General features: G+C 33.9%; 17 protein-coding genes, 1 tRNA gene and 2 riboswitches. Of the genes, 12 read left to right on the forward strand and 6 right to left on the reverse strand.

Annotation, left to right across the window (positions count from 1 at the left end):
• Positions 1-90: 90 nt before the first annotated feature.
• Positions 91-273, reverse strand: a riboswitch (cobalamin riboswitch).
• 181 nt (positions 274-454) lie between these two features.
• The 5 genes from NRK67_15265 to amrA all read right to left on the reverse strand — a co-directional run bounded on the left by NRK67_15265 (position 455) and on the right by amrA (position 5,183).
• Positions 455-2,131 carry a M3 family oligoendopeptidase gene (locus NRK67_15265; protein ID UUV18633.1) on the reverse strand — a complete coding sequence of 559 codons (1,677 nt, stop codon included), beginning with the start codon at positions 2,129-2,131 and terminating at the stop codon, positions 455-457.
• Positions 2,132-2,278: 147 nt separating this feature from the next.
• Positions 2,279-2,491: a CooT family nickel-binding protein gene (locus NRK67_15270; GenBank protein ID UUV18634.1), complete on the reverse strand. Its 213-nt coding sequence runs from the start codon at positions 2,489-2,491 to the stop codon at positions 2,279-2,281.
• Between the two features lie 365 nt (positions 2,492-2,856).
• Positions 2,857-3,669 (reverse strand): AmmeMemoRadiSam system protein B, encoded by an 813-nt coding sequence (gene amrB / locus NRK67_15275; GenBank protein ID UUV18635.1) that lies wholly within the window; start codon positions 3,667-3,669, stop codon positions 2,857-2,859.
• Positions 3,638-4,651 (reverse strand): AmmeMemoRadiSam system radical SAM enzyme, encoded by a 1,014-nt coding sequence (gene amrS, locus NRK67_15280; protein ID UUV18636.1) that lies wholly within the window; start codon positions 4,649-4,651, stop codon positions 3,638-3,640. Before amrS ends, amrB begins: the two co-directional genes overlap by 32 nt.
• Positions 4,652-4,655: 4 nt before the next feature.
• The gene (gene amrA / locus NRK67_15285) at positions 4,656-5,183 is read right to left on the reverse strand and encodes an AmmeMemoRadiSam system protein A (GenBank protein UUV18637.1); all 528 of its coding nucleotides are present in this window, start codon (positions 5,181-5,183) and stop codon (positions 4,656-4,658) included.
• A 434-nt stretch (positions 5,184-5,617) separates the two neighbouring features.
• Positions 5,618-5,799, forward strand: a riboswitch (Lysine riboswitch).
• Positions 5,800-5,890: 91 nt separating this feature from the next.
• Here amrA and NRK67_15290 point away from each other — a divergent pair.
• The 12 genes from NRK67_15290 (at position 5,891) to NRK67_15345 (ending at position 17,714) form a co-directional block, all read left to right on the forward strand.
• Complete coding sequence (locus NRK67_15290; GenBank protein UUV19953.1) at positions 5,891-6,262, forward strand: 3-aminobutyryl-CoA ammonia lyase; 372 nt, start codon at positions 5,891-5,893, stop codon at positions 6,260-6,262.
• A gap of 12 nt (positions 6,263-6,274) precedes the next feature.
• On the forward strand, positions 6,275-7,090 hold the full coding sequence (locus tag NRK67_15295; protein UUV18638.1) for a 3-keto-5-aminohexanoate cleavage protein: 816 nt from the start codon (positions 6,275-6,277) through the stop codon (positions 7,088-7,090).
• 11 nt (positions 7,091-7,101) lie between these two features.
• Positions 7,102-8,136, forward strand: a complete 1,035-nt coding sequence (locus NRK67_15300; protein ID UUV18639.1) for an L-erythro-3,5-diaminohexanoate dehydrogenase — start codon at positions 7,102-7,104, stop codon at positions 8,134-8,136.
• Between the two features lie 26 nt (positions 8,137-8,162).
• On the forward strand, positions 8,163-9,419 hold the full coding sequence (ablA, locus tag NRK67_15305; GenBank protein UUV18640.1) for a lysine 2,3-aminomutase: 1,257 nt from the start codon (positions 8,163-8,165) through the stop codon (positions 9,417-9,419).
• A complete protein-coding gene (locus tag NRK67_15310; GenBank protein ID UUV18641.1) occupies positions 9,409-10,440 on the forward strand; it encodes a hypothetical protein in 1,032 nt (343 codons plus the stop codon). Before ablA ends, NRK67_15310 begins: the two co-directional genes overlap by 11 nt.
• Complete coding sequence (locus NRK67_15315; GenBank protein ID UUV18642.1) at positions 10,437-11,879, forward strand: hypothetical protein; 1,443 nt, start codon at positions 10,437-10,439, stop codon at positions 11,877-11,879. Before NRK67_15310 ends, NRK67_15315 begins: the two co-directional genes overlap by 4 nt.
• A gap of 65 nt (positions 11,880-11,944) precedes the next feature.
• The gene (locus NRK67_15320) at positions 11,945-13,504 is read left to right on the forward strand and encodes a lysine 5,6-aminomutase subunit alpha (GenBank protein UUV18643.1); all 1,560 of its coding nucleotides are present in this window, start codon (positions 11,945-11,947) and stop codon (positions 13,502-13,504) included.
• Complete coding sequence (locus tag NRK67_15325; protein UUV18644.1) at positions 13,504-14,292, forward strand: cobalamin-dependent protein; 789 nt, start codon at positions 13,504-13,506, stop codon at positions 14,290-14,292. The genes NRK67_15320 and NRK67_15325 overlap by 1 nt, the downstream gene beginning before the upstream one ends.
• Before the next feature lie 205 nt (positions 14,293-14,497).
• Positions 14,498-15,889, forward strand: coding sequence for a short-chain fatty acid transporter (locus NRK67_15330; protein ID UUV18645.1), 1,392 nt, complete (start codon positions 14,498-14,500; stop codon positions 15,887-15,889).
• Between the two features lie 39 nt (positions 15,890-15,928).
• Positions 15,929-16,591 carry an acetate CoA-transferase subunit alpha gene (atoD, locus tag NRK67_15335; protein ID UUV18646.1) on the forward strand — a complete coding sequence of 221 codons (663 nt, stop codon included), beginning with the start codon at positions 15,929-15,931 and terminating at the stop codon, positions 16,589-16,591.
• Entirely contained in the window at positions 16,584-17,243 is a 660-nt protein-coding gene (locus NRK67_15340) for a 3-oxoacid CoA-transferase subunit B (GenBank protein ID UUV18647.1), read from the forward strand. The genes atoD and NRK67_15340 overlap by 8 nt, the downstream gene beginning before the upstream one ends.
• Positions 17,244-17,303: 60 nt before the next feature.
• Complete coding sequence (locus NRK67_15345) at positions 17,304-17,714, forward strand: MaoC family dehydratase (GenBank protein ID UUV18648.1); 411 nt, start codon at positions 17,304-17,306, stop codon at positions 17,712-17,714.
• A gap of 179 nt (positions 17,715-17,893) precedes the next feature.
• Here the strand turns inward: NRK67_15345 and NRK67_15350 are convergent.
• Positions 17,894-17,969 (reverse strand) — tRNA-Thr (locus NRK67_15350).
• Positions 17,970-17,991: the final 22 nt, after the last annotated feature.

A 17,991-nucleotide genomic window follows, 5' to 3' on the forward strand; every position in this document is an offset into this window, starting at 1 on the left:
TATAGTCTTCCACACAATAAAAAACCCTGAGTAAACTCAGGGTAAGATACGACAAAAAAAGCAGTATCTATACCCTCGTCCTCGCAAGTGATATAAAAAATAATTTAAGGCAGGTATCCTGGCTAAGTTTCATCCTACAAGCAACCTTCCCAGAGATAGTTTCTCCAGTGGTATTTGCCTTCGTCAACTCTACAGTGGCGGGACCGCGGAGGTATCTAACCTCTCTTCCCTTTTAAACTCCATTAGAGGAGTACCCTAAAATAATTTATCATTCAGATGAACTATACTAGTTCTTTTTTCAAAAGTCAACATTTTTATTTTTTAATAAAACCCATATTTTTTTAACAATAAAATAAATTTAATTTCTAATTTTTTTGATGATCTTAATATTTGTTACATATTTCATAATTTAATAAAAAAAAGAGAATCTTTTAAAGACTCTCCTTTCCATTTTTTAGTTTTTTAATTCCATTTTTATAAAATCAACTAATTCTTTTAAATTTTCTTTCGAAAAATCAAATTTTATCCCTGCCGTTTTATATATTTCATCTACTGGCTTAGAATATCCTAATTTTAAAAACTTATTATATTTATTGATTCCTGTCTCTCTATTTTTCTTATAATTTTTATAAATCCCTATAGCTCCTAACTGACTTATTGCATATTCTATATAATAAAAGGGCACTTCAAATATATGAAGCTGCATAAGCCATCTCATTTGTTTTTCCTTTGAAAGCTCTTTCCAATCCACTCCTGTATTAAATCTATCCATTATCTCACCAAATTTTTTATCTCTTTCTATACTTGTATGATTAGGATTTAAATATATCCAATGTTGGAATGAATCTACTATCATTACCCATGGTAAAATTTCCATCGTTCTGTAAAGTTGATCTAATTTAGCCTTTTTTAGTTCTGTATCATCTGTATAAAACTCATCCCAAGCTTCCATACTTATAAGTTCCATACTCATAGATGCAAGTTCTGCCACCTCACTGGGAGTATCTTTATAAGAAATCAAAGGTTCACTACTAGTAGCAAATGAGTGCATTGCATGACCCGATTCATGCATCAATGTCACCATGTCATCATGTAATCCGACTGCATTCATAAAGATAAAAGGAGCTCCTGTTTCATGAAGGGGATAGTTATATCCTCCAGGGGCTTTCCCTTCACGATTTTCTAAATCTAAAAAATCAGATTTTTCCATAAATTTTAATCTTTCCTCATAGTCTTTTTTGACCCTTCCCAGAGTATTCAAAGATTTTTTCATAAATTCTTTTATATCTTTAAAAGGCCTCAAAATAATTCCATCTGGATCTACATCCATATCCCAAGGTTTTAAAGTCTTTAAATTCAATTTTTCTTTTTTCTCCTGGTGAAGTTCTTTTAAAAAAGGCACTACAATCTTTTCTACTGCATCATGAAATTTATATAGATCTTCCGGTTTATAAGAAATTCTTCCCTTCAAGTCATGCATATAGTCACGATAATTTTGATATCCTTTATTTTTAGCCATCTCAATTCTGATTTCTTTTAATTCATCAAATAAGTTTTCCAAGACCACATGATCTTCTTCCAGTCTTTTATTTATCGTTTTCCAGGCGTCTTCTCTTATTTTCCTGTTACTGTCTTTTAAAAATTTCTTCATTTGAGCCATGGTATAGGTCTGATTCATAAATTCCACTGTCATCTTAGAATTTATCTCCCCATATTTAGTAGATAGTTCGATCTCTTTTATTTGTAAAGGAATATTTTTCTCCTCAAACATCTCTATCTCATTACTCAAAATCAGTTTATAATTTCTGTATCTTTCCTTAGGTAATTCTCCAAAATATTTATTTTCATATATTTTTTTATTTAATTTAAAGGATTCAGCCTCGTATTTAGAAAATACATTAGCATAATAATCATTAAAATCATCTGAATATTTTTTCTCATTAGCAAACCTAGTCATATTGATATATTTCCAAGCTTCTTCCTCATTTATTATAATAGATAACTCACTATATTTTAATATAAACTCTTCTAACTCCTGTACATTAAATATCTTTATTTCAAACAGTTCTTTCATTAATTCTTCTATATTTTCCTTGGTTACCTTCAGTGTTTCATCATAATATACCCTCATATTTCCCTCCATATTAATCTATTTTTCATCTCTCTTTTAACTTCTAACTTCTTTTTTTTTATTATAACATAAACTGCTTCAAGATTATTTATATACAAAAAAAAACACGGATATCCCGTGTCTAATTAAAACCCTATATAAGTAATTCTAGAAATTAAGTGGTGCTAATCTATATGTTTCTCTAACTGCATTACCTTCAATCACTAATTTTGAGTTTGTCATCTCTATTACTTTTCCTGCTATTACTTTTTCCTTACCTTTGAAGTTTTTTACAATAAATGCTCCATTTTCTTTTTTGAAAGAAACCATATTTTCCATAACTACCTTTGTCTCATTTAAATTTTTAAAAAATAATTTCATTTTCCATCCCTCCTGATATATCTTAAATAAATGATATTTTAATTTTATATACATATAATATATCATTATAACGTCAAAGTCAAGAATTATTTATTTAATTTATCATTACATATGTTTAGTATATTTGATATATATAATTTATGTGTTCAACTGTTTCAGTTTAAATCTTTTTGCATTTTTTCAAAACTAAAAACGTATTAAAACATGTTTTAAATATATAAATACAGGATGAAATATAAAATTTATATATAGTTCACGTATGTTAAAAAAGAATCATTTAATTTATTCAGACCTAATATATTTTAATAACTTAAATAAAAAAAAAGGTAAAAAGATGGACTCCTTTCACCTTTAAAGTTATATATTTATTTATAAACTAAAAAAGTTATATAATCTACAACTTCCTCCATAGGATAATTTTCCCCTGAATTTCCCCTCCTCAAAATTTCTATTTTAGGATCCTCTGCCACCAGCTTACTATACTCTAAAAGGGTCATAATAGGCCCATATCCGCATATACTTAAATTATATTCCTCTACTGTCTCTTCCACCCCCTGACTATTCAGTTCCATTATCCTGTCTATAGCTAACTGATCTAATTTATATCCCAATTCTTTTTTTACATAGTGGGAAAAGTCAGAAGAGGCTATTACCAGAATTTTTTTTCTTTGTTTTTTAGCAGTTTCATATATTTTTTCGGCCAGATATTTCGCATTTTTATAACTTTGGATCTTCATTGTTATAGGAACTATTTTAAATTTACTCTCTATAAAGTATTTTAAAAATGGCAGCATGACCTCTCCAGAATGTTCATATTTATGTGCATCTTCCGAATATGACAGATCCAATTCTTTTTCAAAATCAAGGTCTATCTCCAGGTCACCCATGGGAGAACCCCAGATTTCATTTGTATCTAAACTTATAGCCTCTCCATAACCTGTATGACTGGGATTTACTATAATTACAGTCTCAATGTCTTTCCCCTTTAAGGTATTAAAAAAATGAACTGCAGATGACCCTGAAAATTCATAACCTGCATGGGGAACTATTCCTCCTAAGACCTCACAATCTATTTTTTTAGGCGATTCTATCCTTAAAAAAAATTCAATCATCTCTTCAATTTCTTCTCTTTTAGAAGGATAAAACTTACCCTTTACAAACTCCTCCCTCTTTTTCATAACAGCCTCCTATCTCCACTACCTTTTCTCTACATTTTTTACATCGACCATCTTCACTTAACCCTACTATCTCTATATTCCAGCCATTCCTTCGAATCAATAGGTTTCCACAACTGCAGACTGTATCTAAGTCTATCCCTGCATTCCCTATATACACATAGTTCAAGTATTTTTTAGCTACCTCATGAAATTCTAAAAGAAGTTTTTTTTCTGTCGCTGGAGTTTTCAGCTTATAACTAGGATAATATCCATTTATATGTAAAACAATATTTGATCCCAATTCTTCCCTTATCCACTTAACCATCTTTAGAAATGCCTCCCTGTCATCATTTAATTCAGGAACCAATAAAAACTCTATCTCTAAATGTTTCTTCCTCCCTACTATTACTTTTAAGGTGTCTTTAACCCCTTCTAAAGTTCCACCTAATTTAGAATAGATTTCTTGTGTAAATCCTTTTAAATCTACACTGAATCCATCTATATATGGAGTTAACTCCAGCAAAGGTTCCCTCTCTATAAATCCATTGGTTATCATCATAGTTTTTTTAGAACAGCATTTAGCTAATTTTGCCACATCCAGCATAAACTCGTACCAAACAGTAGGCTCGTTATAAGTAAAAGCCACTCCAAATCCTTTAAAGTTTCTTAATATATCCTCATAGGTATATTCCTTAGTTGGTATTCCTTTAAATTCCTTGGCTATTTCATAATTTTGACAATAAGCACAATTCATATTACACCCTATACTTCCAATGGATAAAACCTCTTCTCCCGGATAGAAATGATAAAACGGTTTTTTTTCAATAGGATCTATATTGAGAGCCGAAATTATCCCATAATTTTTAGTCATCAGGGTTCCCCTTACGTTCTGTCTTACCCCGCACCTGCCCACATGCCCCTCCTCTACAATACATCTATGAGGGCATAGTTCGCAGCCTATTTTTTTCTCTTTTAACCTCTTATAAAACAAAGCTTCTTCCATCTTCTCACCTATACCTTTTCACAGTAAATTTTTTTATAACCAATCCGGGGTTACGAGTTATTCCGGCTTTATTAAGAGCTATCTCTATCTGCTGCTCCACACTATCAACCCCCTCTAAATCCGGTAAAAGTACCCCTTGAGACCTTCCATCACTTATTAATATCCCATATTTTTTAGGATCTAATTCTTTTATATCCTCTACGTCCTCCATAGGAGAAAGGACATCTACAGAAATTTCTATCCTTTCTAACTCATCTTTTTTTAATGGTTCAAATCTAGGGTCGTTGAAGGCCGCTGAGATGGCATTTCCTCTTATCTCCTCTAATAAATTTTCTCGGTATGGTATCATAGTTCCTATACATCCCCTCAGGGCACCTTCCTTGTACAAAGTGACAAAACATGGTTTTTTTTCCATCAATTCCTGCATCTCCTTATATTTATCTTCTTCCATCTCACTTTCTCCACCTAAACCTAATTTGGCTGTGATAGTTTCTAAAGCCACTTTTACATATATACTTCTAGGTTTATACATATAACCACCTCCTAAAAAATATTTATTCCCTATTCTTTATTTCATAAATTTAACAAACTTCCTCTTTTATAAAATTTTTATTTTTTCCTTATCACAGATAATATGATTAATTTTTTTTAATTAATTATATAACTTTATTATGATAACTATTCATTTGAAATATATTAGATAAAATAAAATTCCCTTAAAAAATAACAATATTATAATTAAATTTATATTTTATCCTTGATATACTTGGCTTTAAAAAAATAAGTTTATCAATTAACTAGGTAAATAAATAGGTAGTGTCACAGAAAGACTTTCCTTTCTATTTCCTCCCTGCAAGGATAAAAATTATTTTTTTCACTTGACTTTGTGTTCTTTATATAGTAAAAATGTATTGTAACGAATCTATGAATGAGTTTTCATTTTCTTAGATAGGTTACATAAACCAAATATATAATAGAGGAGCATTTATTGTGGTAACTTTTAATATTCAAAAGATCTAAAGATCTTCTGAAGTTAGGAGTGAAGGACTTAATTGCCGAAAGGTTGGAACTGCTAGAACCAACCTTGGTTAATATGGGAAAATCCATCTTGACTGTCACAACTATAGTTGTGGAGAGCTATTTCTTTTTAGTTCTTGGTAATTTTCTGTCTAAAATCATAGATAGGTGTTTTTTTGATGCAAAAAAATAAAAAAGGGGGAATGAGTTGTGAAAGAAGTAATGATTAGATTGAGGATGAGTACCCACGATGCTCATTATGGGGGTAACTTAGTAGATGGTGCTAGAATGCTAGGCTTATTTGGAGATGTCGCTACCGAGCTCCTCATCAGACAAGATGGAGACGAGGGATTATTTAAAGCCTATGACAACGTTGAATTTATGGCTCCAGTATATGCAGGGGATTTTATCGAAGCTGTAGGTTATATAGAAAAAGTTGGAAACACATCCAGAAGGATGGTTTTTGAAGCTAGAAAGGTTATCATTCCTAGAGTTGACATCAGTGATTCTGCTTGTGAAGTCTTAGAAGAGCCAATTGTTGTTTGTAGAGCTACTGGAACTTGTGTAACACCTAAAGATAAACAAAGAAATTAGGGGGAGAGAGAGATGGAAAAGTTAATCATAACAGCTGCCATATGTGGAGCGGAAGTTACTAAGGAACACAACCCTAACGTTCCTTATACTGTAGAAGAGATTGTAGAGCAAGCATATGGAGCATATATAGAGGGAGCCAGTATCATCCATCTTCATGTGAGAGAAGATGACGGTACTCCTACTCAGTCTAAGGAAAGATTTAAACTGTGTATAGACGCTATCAAAGAAAAATGTCCAGACGTTATAGTCCAGCCATCTACCGGCGGAGCTGTAGGGATGACCAATGCAGAGAGATTACAGCCTACAGAATTATATCCTGAGATGGCAACATTAGATTGCGGTACTTTAAATTTCGGCGGAGATGAAGTTTTTACTAATACAGAAAATACCATCAAAGAATTTGGTGAAAAGATGATAGAAAGAGGTGTCAAACCTGAATTGGAATGTTTTGACAAATCTATGATTGAGATGGCTGTAAGATTAAATAAAAAAGGATTCATCAAATCTCCTATGCACTTTAGTTTTGTAATGGGAGTTAATGGAGGGATCGGAGGAGAGTTAAGAGACTTCTTATTTTTAAGAGACAGCTTACCTTGCGGTTCTACCTATTCAGTTGCCGGTCTTGGAAGATTTGAGTTTTCATTGGCTACAGCAGCTATCATAAGCGGCGGTCATGTAAGAGTTGGTTTTGAAGATAACATCTATTTAGAAAAAGGTGTCTTAGCTGAGTCTAATGGTGTCTTAGTAGCCAAAGTAGTAAGGATTGCCAAGGAGCTGGGAAGACAAATAGCTACACCAGCAGAAGCAAGAGTTATATTAGGATTATAAGGGGGAAAAAAATGATAAAAGGATGTCCATTTGGAACACACAGAGTAATAGAACCTATGGGAACTATGCCACAGGCTGCAGTAAAAATCGACAATACAATGAAGATTAAAAATAACGAGTTATTACTCGATGTAATGACATTAAATATTGATTCAGCTTCATTTACACAAATAAAAGATGCGTGCAATAAAGATATAGATAAGATGACTACTATGATCAATGAGATTGTAGGAGAGAGAGGAAAGATGCAAAACCCGGTAACTGGATCTGGAGGAATGCTTATCGGTGTTGTTAAGGAGATCGGTTCTGATTTTCCTGATAAAAGTTTAAAAGTAGGGGATAAATTAGCTACCTTAGTTTCATTGTCCCTTACGCCATTAAAGATCGATAAGATTAATAATGTAAATGTATCCAATGACCAGGTTGATATAGACGGACAGGCTATTTTATTTGAAACTGGTATCTATTCTGTTTTACCTACAGATATCCCTGAAAAATTAGCTTTAGCTGCATTGGATGTAGCTGGTGCTCCTGCACAGGTAGAGAGATTAGTTAAAGAAGGTGACACTGTTTGTATTATCGGCGGAGGTGGAAAATCTGGTGTTTTATGTGCTTATCAAGCCATGGTAAATGCCGGAGATTCTGGTAAAGTTATCGTAATCGAATACAGTGAAGAAAATGCAAAGAGAATCTTGGATATGAATTTAGCTCACCATGTAATTATTGCAGATGCTACTAAACCTGTTGAAGTATATGAAAAAGTAAAGGAGATTACAGGAGAAGACGTATGTGACGTAGTTATTAATAATGTAAATGTAGCTAATACAGAGATGTCATCTATCCTTATTACAAAGGACGATGGGGTAGTTTATTTCTTCTCTATGGCAACATCATTTACAAAAGCAGCTTTAGGAGCTGAAGGTGTAGGAAAAGACGTTCAAATGATCGTAGGAAATGGATATGCCAAGGGGCATGCTGACCTTACATTAGGTATCATACGTGAATCTAAAACTATCAGAAACTTATTTGAAAAATTATATGTATAAAAAATAAAAGGGGGGGCAACAAAATTATGATGAATTTAAACTACGAAAGCAGAAGAAAAGAATTATTTCCAAATGTAAGTGATGAACAATGGAATGACTGGCATTGGCAAGTAAGAAATAGAATTGAAACTTTAGAAGATTTAAAAAAATATTTTGACCTATCACCAGAAGAGGAGGAGGGAGTAAAAACAGCTAACTCTATCCTTAGAATGGGAATCACTCCATATTATTTAACATTGATCGATCCAAAAAATCCAAAATGTCCAGTAAGACAACAGGCGATCCCTACAGCTGCTGAAGTACATAAAGCAGATGCTGATCTAGACGACCCTCTACATGAGGATGAGGATTCACCGGTTCCAGGACTTACTCATAGATATCCAGATAGAGTATTATTGTTAGTTACAGATATGTGTTCTATGTATTGCAGACATTGCACTAGAAGAAGATTTGCAGGTCAGACAGATGCTGCTTTAGGAATGGAAAAGATAGATACAGCTATTGATTATATCGCTAAAACTCCTGTAATCAGAGATGTATTGCTTTCTGGAGGAGACGCTCTACTTATCTCAGATGAGAAATTAGAGTATATCTTCAAAAGATTGAGAGCTATTCCTCATGTTCAAATCGTAAGAATAGGATCTAGAACTCCTGTTGTATTACCTCAAAGAATTACTCCTGAACTAGTAAATATGATGAAAAAATATCATCCGGTTTGGTTAAATACCCACTTCAATCATTCAGATGAGATCACATCTGCTTCTAAAGCTGCATGTGAATTGATGGCTGATGCAGGAATCCCATTAGGAAATCAATCTGTTTTACTTAGAGGAATAAATGACTGTACTCATATCATGAAAGAGTTAGTACAGGACCTGGTAGCTATAAGAGTAAGACCTTACTACATCTATCAGTGTGACCTTTCAGTAGGATTAGAACACTTCAGAACTCCTGTATCTAAAGGAATCGAGATCATCGAAGGTCTTCGTGGACATACATCTGGATATGCTATCCCAACATTTGTTGTAGACGCTCCTGGTGGTGGAGGTAAGACTCCGGTTATGCCGCAATATATCATCTCTCAAAGTCCAAAAAGAGTAGTTCTTAGAAACTTTGAAGGAGTTATCACAACATATACAGAACCAAAACCATATGAAGATAAATGTGACTGCAAGCATTGTCAAGAAGAAAGACAACACCTTGGAATAGCTAAACTATTAGATGGTAAACAGCTAGCTATTGAGCCTAAGGTACTTGACAGACACATCAGAAATGAACACTAAGAAGATGATTGCTTCCCTACTCCCCTATAATAGTATATCTATTATAGGGATGGAAAAAAACTCAGGGAAAACTACCACTTTAAATTATATATTAAAAAATTTAAAGGGGACCAAAGTTATCGGCCTCACTTCTATTGGACGTGATGGTGAAGACTGTGACAGAGTAACTAACACACATAAACCTAAAATCTATGTGGAGAAGGGCAGCCTGGTTGCTACAGCTAAAAATTTACTCTGTAAATGTGATATAACCAAGGAAATTTTAGCTGCCACAGGGATCTCCTCCCCTATGGGTGAAATAATAATTATGAGAGCATTAAGCAATGGATTTGTTGATGTGGCTGGTCCCTCCTACAATTCAGCTCTCATAAAAGTGAGGGATCTTATGTTAGATTTTGGATGCGACTTGGTCCTCATTGATGGTGCACTGAGTCGAAAAGGCAGTGCAGGAAATTTAGTTTCAGAAGCCTCTATATTGGCTACTGGAGCTAGTTTTTCTCCTGATCTTACAAGGGTAGTGGAAGAAAGCAGCCATAATGTAAAAATGTTACAGTTACCAAAATGTTCTGATAAAATAGCAGATTTAACCAGAGAGATATTAAAAACGGGAAGGATTGGATTTATAGATACCCAATCAAATATAGAGGTCTTAGACCTCCCTACTTCCCTTAATTCCCATAGGGAGATAGTAGATGCAGTTAAGCCTAGCCATAAATATTTAGTTTTAGGAGGTGCTGTATCCAAGGGATTGATAGAATCTATCATACAAAATAGAGAGTTGTTTAAAAGTTTTACGATCGTCATAGAAGATGGAACAAAGATTTTTATAGATTCTAATATGTATCATAAATTATCTATGATACCAGTCAGGCTGGAGGTACTAGACAGTATTAACCTTCTGTATCTGACCTGTAATCCCACATCCCCTTACGGATATTCATTTGAGAGTGAAAAATTTTGTGAATTATTAAAAACATCTATAGATATAGATGTTGTAGATGTTGTAGGAGGACTATTATGAGATACCTTGATCTTAAAAACAGAGAAAAAATTGGGTTGGAATACCTCACAAATAATCTGACTACAATATCTCCATATGGTAACCAAAAAAAAAGAGATATTGTTCCTATAGAAAAAGCTGAGATTTTAGAAGAAATTTTCAACCATTTGGAATTTTTCATAGATAGATGTCAGCAGAATAAAAAAGAGATCCAGAAGATAGAACTTCTCCTTATGAAATTAAAAAATATATCTAATATAGTTTTAAACATTCAAAAAGGAAAAATTTTAGATGAGGTTGAGTTATTCGAATTAAAGATAAATACTATGATCTTTATGGAGATTAAAAGTATCTCAAACGATATACTTTTAAAAGATTTTCACCTTGTTGATCTGAGCCCTATTATAGATATTTTAGACCCTGGATCAAAAAAAATTCCTACCTTCCATATCTATAACGAGTATTCAGAAAAATTAAAGGCTGTCAGAGAAAAAAAGTCAGAAATTGAAAAATTAATCTTTTCAACTAAAGATAACGAACTACAGATAAAACTAAAGGAAGAAAGGAGAGAGATTGTTGTTTTAGAAAATTGTGAAGAATCTAAAGTCAAAATAGATATAAGCAGACAATTAGTCTCTTATACTTCCGATATTCTTATAGATATCGACAAAATTAAAGATATTGACTTTACCTTGGCTAAAGCAAAACTTGCTATAAAATATGGAGCTAACAGGCCTAAAATAGGTGAACACATCGAATTTATCGGGATGTTTAATCCAGAAATTTTAGAAACTTTAAAGATTAAAAATCAAGAATTTCAAAAATTAGATATCCTATTAAAAAATGGTAATACTATCTTAACAGGAGCTAATATGGGAGGGAAAAGCGTTATCTTAAAAACCCTTACCCTCAATCTGATCCTAGCTCAAATGGGATTTTATGTTTTTTCAGATCATGCAACTATCCCTATATTAAAGTTTATACAGTTTTTATCCGATGATATCCAGGATGTTTCCAAGGGGCTCAGCAGTTTTGGAGCTGAAATAATGAAACTCAGGGAGATTACAGGATGTCTTACAACTTATGACAAGGGATTTATTGCACTGGATGAATTTGCTCGGGGGACCAACCCAAGTGAAGGTAAAAAATTTGTAAAAGGATTATCCAATTATATGAAAAACTTTGATAGTTTTTCAATCATGGCAACTCACTATGATGGTGTAGTCGATGATTCTACTCCTCATTATCAGGTTGTAGGATTAAAGAATATAGATTTTGACAGTTTAAAAAGAAAGATTGACTTAAATAATCAAAATTCAATCTCTCTGATCCAAAAACATATGGATTATTCCATAGAAAAGATTCATTCTAACTTTGAAGTTCCAAAAGATGCACTCAATGTAGCAGCTTTGATTGGAATCGATGAGAATTTAAAAGACATAATAAAAAATTTATACTAATCCCTCATCCTTCTAAAGGAGAGAGTATCTCAAGGGGGAAAGGGTAGCTTTGGAGGTAAAATAATATGCAGGATTCAAAATTACACTTAGATTGGGATGTAGTGGCAGACGCTAGAAAATCAGCTAGAAATATCGCCATAGACGTACAAACTTATATAGATGACCACTCTACTGTATCGGTAGAGAGAACAATTTGTCGTTTACTTGGTATCGACGGCATCGATAAATTTGAAGTACCACTGCCAAACATAGTGGTAGAACATATTGAAAAGGAAGGAAACCTTACTTTAGGAGTTTCTCATTATATCGGAAATGCTATGGTAGAAACAGGCCTTTCTCCCCAGGAGATTGCTGAAAAAGTATCTCAAGGAGAGTTAAATCTAGGGAAGATATCTACCCATGATGCTTTTGAAATTAAATTAGCTATAGATAAGATTGCCCGTGAAAATACAGATAAAATTGCAAACAACAGAAAGGACAGAGAGTCTTATTTAGAAAGATTTGGAGATAAAACAGGGCCGCTTTTATATCTTATTGTAGCCACTGGAAATATATATGAAGATGTAACTCAAGCTGTAGCAGCTGCCAAGCAAGGGGCAGATATTATAGCTGTTATCAGAAGTACAGGTCAAAGTTTACTGGACTACGTACCTTTTGGAGCTAGTACAGAGGGATTTGGAGGGACATTAGCTACCCAGGAAAACTTTAGAATAATGAGAAAAGCACTGGATGAAGTAGGAGAGGAATTAGGAAGATATATCAGACTTTGCAACTATTGCTCTGGTCTATGTATGCCTGAGATCGCTGCTATGGGAGCCTTTGAAAGACTTGATGTAATGTTAAACGATGCACTTTATGGAATTTTATTTAGAGATATCAATATGAAGAGAACATTTGTAGATCAATATTTTTCTAGAATAATAAATGGATTTGCAGGAGTAATCATCAATACCGGAGAAGATAACTACCTTACTACAGCAGATGCCATAGAGGAAGCTCATACGGTCCTTGCTTCTCAATTTATAAATGAACAATTTGCACTTCTTGCTAATCTGCCTGAAGAGCAGCAAGGACTAGGACACGCATTTGAGATCCATCCAGATACAGAAAATGGATTCTTATTGGAACTTTCCCAGGCTCAAATGGCTAGAGAAATATTTCCAAAGGCACCATTAAAATATATGCCTCCTACGAAATTTATGACTGGAGATATCTTCAAAGGCCATGTACAGGATGCTCTATTCAATATGGTAACTATTATGACTGGACAAAGACTTCACCTTATGGGAATGATGACTGAGGCTATCCATACTCCATTTATGTCTGACAGAGCCCTGGCAATTGATAATGCTCAATATATCTTTAAAAATATGAAAGATTTCGGTTCTGAGATAACATTTAAAAAAGATGGGATGATTGTAAATCGTGCCAAGGAAGTTCTTGAAAAAGGTAGAGACCTAATCAAAGAGATTGAAACAACAGGAATGTTTGATACCCTTCAAAAAGGTAAATTTGCAGGAATAAAGAGACCTATTGATGGTGGAAAAGGATTAAACGGTGTATTTGTAAAGGATACTACATATTTTAATCCATTTATAGAACTAATGACTGGAGGTGACAAATAATGAGTGGAGGATTATATTCAACTGAAGATAAAAGTTTTGATACTACGTTAGACTTAAAAAAATTAAAACCTTATGGGGATACCATGAATGATGGAAAGGTACAGATCAGCTTGACTCTGCCAGTTCCTGCCGATGAAAAAGGTGCTGAAGCAGCTAAAGAACTGGCTAAAAAAATGGGAATATCTGAACCAGCTGTTTCTCATTATGGAGCTTTAGACACTCACTTCTCATTCTATGTAGTATATGGATCATTGAACCATACTGTAGATTATGACGAGATCCACGTAGAAACAGTAGATATCGAAACTATGGATATGTACGGGGTACAAAACTTTATCAGTGAAAACATCAAAAGAGATGTAGTTATCGTGGGAGCCAGTACAGGAACTGACGCTCATACAGTGGGAATAGATGCTGTTATGAATATGAAGGGATATGCTGGTCACTACGGTCTTGAAAGGTATAAAGGGATAGAAGCTTATAACTTAGGATCTCAGGTAGAAAATGAGGAGTTCATCAAAAAAGCAATTGAATTGAAAGCTGATGCACTATTAGTTTCCCAGACAGTTACTCAAAAAAATATCCATATTCAAAACTTGACTCATCTGGTGGAATTGATGGAAGCTGAAGGAATCAGAGACAAGGTTATTCTTATTGCTGGAGGTCCTAGAATCTCCCATGAACTAGCCAAAGAATTAGGTTATGATGCTGGTTTTGGTCCCGGGAAATACGCAGATGATGTAGCAACATTTATTGTAGAAGAGATGGTAAAAAGAGAGATGGTGTAATAAAAAACGTTTAACTACGAATTACGCTAATAAATTTAGCCAGAACTTTTGAAAGAAAACAAAAAATATAAAGATTAAGTAACAAGAATTTTTTCTTGTTACTTTTTTCCGGTAAGTTCTTCCTATCTTTTTCCATAAAACTTAGAGTTTTTCGTAGAAATTTGAAATCTTTTATTAATTTTTTAATTTAAAAGGAGTAGATTCTATGAATAAAACCGCAGCTAAAGAAACAACTATTAGACAAAAAAGTATCTTTGAAAAATTTACAAATTTATGTGTAATATTAATACAAAAATATCTGCCTGATCCATTTATATTTTGCGCCATCTTAACATTTATAGTTTTTTTAATTGCTATGCCTATTACTAAACAATCTCCTATGTCTATTATCAACAACTGGACCAATGGATTTTGGAGCTTATTATCTTTTGCCATGCAGATGGCACTGGTATTAGTTACAGGGCATACTATGGCTAGTTCTCCATTTTTTAAAAAAACCTTATCGTTTATGGCCAGTAAATTAAAAAACCCATCTCAGGCCATAGTAGGAGTTACTGTAGTTTCTGTCTTAGCTTCATTTATTAACTGGGGATTTGGTCTTGTAATTGGGGCTATATTTGCTAAAGAAATTGCTAAAAAAGTCAAAGGTGTAGATTACCGGTTATTAATTGCTTCTGCATATACTGGATTTTTAGTTTGGCATGGAGGTTTATCCGCTTCAATACCTTTAAAACTAGCATCTGGCGGAGGTTTAAAAAGTGCAACAGCAGGAGCTATTACAGAAGCAATCCCTACATCTATGACTATTTTTTCAGCCACTAACTTAATTATATTAATCGTTCTATTTATCACTTTACCCTTTGTTAATAGGGCTATGCATCCTAAAAAAGATGATGTTATAACGATAGATAACGATCTGCTTATAGAGATCCCAGAAGAAAAACTAAATTTCGCTAATATGACTCCAGCAGAAAAAATAGAAAACAGTAAAACTGTTTCCTTACTTTTGGGAATAATGGGCTATACTTATATTGTTTCGTACTTTATGAAAAATGGGTTTGCATTAAACTTAAACATAGTTAATTTTGTGTTCTTATTTACAGCAATTCTTTTACACGGAACACCTCATAGATTTTTAAATGCAATCAAAGAAGCTTCCAAGGGTGCCGCAGGAATAATACTTCAATTTCCTTTCTACGCTGGAATAATGGGTATTATGGTTGGAAAAGGACCCGAAGGAATTTCTTTGGCAGGAGCTATGTCAAACATGTTTGTTAATATTTCCACTGAAACAACTTTCCCTTTCTTTACTTTTTTAAGTGCTGGGATTGTTAATTTCTTTGTTCCGTCTGGTGGAGGCCAATGGGCAGTTCAAGCTCCGATAATGATGCCTGCTGGTGCTGCTCTTGGTATTCCAGCAGCAAAAACTGCCATGGCAATAGCTTGGGGAGATGCATGGACAAACATGATACAGCCATTTTGGGCTCTTCCTGCTCTTGGTATTGCAGGCTTAGGTGCTAAAGATATAATGGGTTATTGTTTGGTAGTACTTATTTACTCCGGTGCTATAATTTCACTGGTTTTAATGTTTCTATAAATCTAATGTCTTAAAATAAAAAAAGGGGGAAACAAGGTTATGTCTAAGAAAATAATTGATGTTGCAGATGCAGTATCTAAAATAGAAGATGGAATGACCATCATGGTAGGAGGGTTTTTAGGTACTGGAACACCTCATACTATCGTAGATGCTATTATAAAAAAAGGTGTAAAAAATCTAACTATCATATCTAACGACACAGGAATAAAAGATAGTGGTGTAGGAAGATTTATCTATAACAATATGGTAAAAAAAGTAATCACATCACACATTGGTACAAACCCGGAAACTGGCAGACAGATGAATGAAAAAGAGATCGAGGTCGAGTTAGTTCCCCAGGGAACTTTAGCTGAGAGAATAAGATCTGGAGGAGCTGGTTTAGGAGGCGTTCTTACTCCTACTGGTCTTGGTACTATAGTTGCAGATGGGAAAGAAATAATAGAGGTAGATGGAAAACAATTTCTTTTGGAAAAACCTCTTAGAGCAGATATTGCTATCCTTTTAGGACACACTGTTGATACCAAAGGAAACATTATCTATGCCAATACTGCTAGAAATTTTAATCCTATAATGGCTACTGCTGCTGATACAGTTATAGTAGAAGCTGAAAACATAGTAGAAGTAGGAAATATCAATCCTAATGAAGTTGTTACACCTAGAATTTTTGTAGATCATATAGTAGGAAGTGATTATAATGGATAAAAAATTAATTAGAGAAATTATTGCTAAGAGAGTTGCACAAGAATTAAACGATGGAGATGTAGTTAACCTTGGTATAGGTCTTCCTACTGCAGTTGCTAACTATGTTCCAGAGAATATGGATGTTATCTTCCAATCAGAAAATGGTCTCTTAGGAGTAGGTCCTGCCCCCAAAGAGGGAGAAGAGATTAAAGACCTGGTCAATGCAGGTGGAATGCCAATTACTACCTTAGATGGAGCAGTATTCTTTGACTCTGCTATGTCTTTTTCTGTAATCCGTGGGGGACATGTTGATATGACTGTCCTAGGAGCATTACAGGTAGATGAAAAAGGTAACCTTGCTAACTGGATAATCCCTGGAAAGATGGTTCCCGGTATGGGAGGAGCTATGGATCTTGTTGTAGGAGCTAAAAAAGTAATAGTTTCTATGGAACATACTGCAAAGGGAAAGCCAAAGATCTTCCCACTATGCACATTGCCCCTAACTGCTGCTAATCAGGTAAACTTGATTGTCACAGAGATGGCAGTTATCGAGGTAACTTCTGATGGGTTATTATTAAAAGAGATCGGGCCGCATAATACTGTAGAAGATGTTATAGCTAATACACCTGCAAAATTAATCTTAGCAGATGATATAAAAGTAATGAAAATATAAATATACCCCGCTCTCCTTCTAGAGAAAGGAGGAAAGCGGCTTTTAATAGGAGGTTTCAATATGATAAAATCATTAAAAATCGGAGATTCTTTTAGTTTTAATAAGATCGTAGAAGCTGTGGATGTAGAAAAATTTGCAGAGGTAAGTACAGATCATAATCCTGTTCATTTAGATGAGGAGTATGCTAAAACGACTATGTTTAAAAAGAGAATAGCCCATGGAATGTTAGGAGTATCTTATATCTCATCTATTTTAGGGACAAAATTTCCTGGTGAAGGAACTATATATTTAGGACAGACCGTCAAATTTTTAGCTCCAGTTTATTTAGGAGATACTTTAGAAGTTAAAGCAGAAATCATTGATCTTAAAGAGGGTCGAAATGACAGGGCTACCCTGAGAACTACCTGCACAAATCAAGAGGGGAAGATGGTAATCGATGGAGAAGCCAGCGTAATGCTTCCAAAGGCATAACAGTAACGTAACGTGCATCCAAACAGACATAATTTATATTTACTAGTGTTTTTGCGACTCCTTTACGGGTGTAATTTACTATACTATTAAAAATCGAGGATTAATTTCCTCGATTTTTTTATTTATTACCAAAATAAAAAAGAGCAGAAATAAAATTCTACTCTAACTATTATTTTCATTGGTGCCACCTGCCGGAGTCGAACCGGCTACCTCTACCTTACCATGGTACTGCTCTACCTAGTGAGCTAAGGCGGCAAAATGCTACCCTCAGGCAGCG

It is taken from the genome of Fusobacteria bacterium ZRK30, from assembly GCA_024628785.1.
GTDB lineage: Bacteria > Fusobacteriota > Fusobacteriia > Fusobacteriales > Fusobacteriaceae > Psychrilyobacter.

Bases quoted from the DNA above. Each gene is read 5' to 3' on its own strand.
- NRK67_15300 (UUV18639.1), top strand. From the start codon at position 7,102: ATGATAAAAGGATGTCCATTTGGAACACACAGAGTAATAGAACCTATG.
- ablA (UUV18640.1), top strand. From the start codon at position 8,163: ATGATGAATTTAAACTACGAAAGCAGAAGAAAAGAATTATTTCCAAAT.
- NRK67_15310 (UUV18641.1), top strand. From the start codon at position 9,409: ATGAACACTAAGAAGATGATTGCTTCCCTACTCCCCTATAATAGTATA.
- NRK67_15345 (UUV18648.1), top strand. From the start codon at position 17,304: ATGATAAAATCATTAAAAATCGGAGATTCTTTTAGTTTTAATAAGATC.
- NRK67_15290 (UUV19953.1), top strand. From the start codon at position 5,891: ATGATTAGATTGAGGATGAGTACCCACGATGCTCATTATGGGGGTAAC.
- amrB (UUV18635.1), bottom strand. From the start codon at position 3,669: ATGAAAAAGAGGGAGGAGTTTGTAAAGGGTAAGTTTTATCCTTCTAAA.
- amrA (UUV18637.1), bottom strand. From the start codon at position 5,183: ATGTATAAACCTAGAAGTATATATGTAAAAGTGGCTTTAGAAACTATC.
- NRK67_15325 (UUV18644.1), top strand. From the start codon at position 13,504: ATGAGTGGAGGATTATATTCAACTGAAGATAAAAGTTTTGATACTACG.
- NRK67_15320 (UUV18643.1), top strand. From the start codon at position 11,945: ATGCAGGATTCAAAATTACACTTAGATTGGGATGTAGTGGCAGACGCT.
- NRK67_15330 (UUV18645.1), top strand. From the start codon at position 14,498: ATGAATAAAACCGCAGCTAAAGAAACAACTATTAGACAAAAAAGTATC.
- atoD (UUV18646.1), top strand. From the start codon at position 15,929: ATGTCTAAGAAAATAATTGATGTTGCAGATGCAGTATCTAAAATAGAA.
- NRK67_15270 (UUV18634.1), bottom strand. From the start codon at position 2,491: ATGAAATTATTTTTTAAAAATTTAAATGAGACAAAGGTAGTTATGGAA.
- NRK67_15340 (UUV18647.1), top strand. From the start codon at position 16,584: ATGGATAAAAAATTAATTAGAGAAATTATTGCTAAGAGAGTTGCACAA.
- NRK67_15295 (UUV18638.1), top strand. From the start codon at position 6,275: ATGGAAAAGTTAATCATAACAGCTGCCATATGTGGAGCGGAAGTTACT.
- amrS (UUV18636.1), bottom strand. From the start codon at position 4,651: ATGGAAGAAGCTTTGTTTTATAAGAGGTTAAAAGAGAAAAAAATAGGC.
- NRK67_15265 (UUV18633.1), bottom strand. From the start codon at position 2,131: ATGAGGGTATATTATGATGAAACACTGAAGGTAACCAAGGAAAATATA.
- NRK67_15315 (UUV18642.1), top strand. From the start codon at position 10,437: ATGAGATACCTTGATCTTAAAAACAGAGAAAAAATTGGGTTGGAATAC.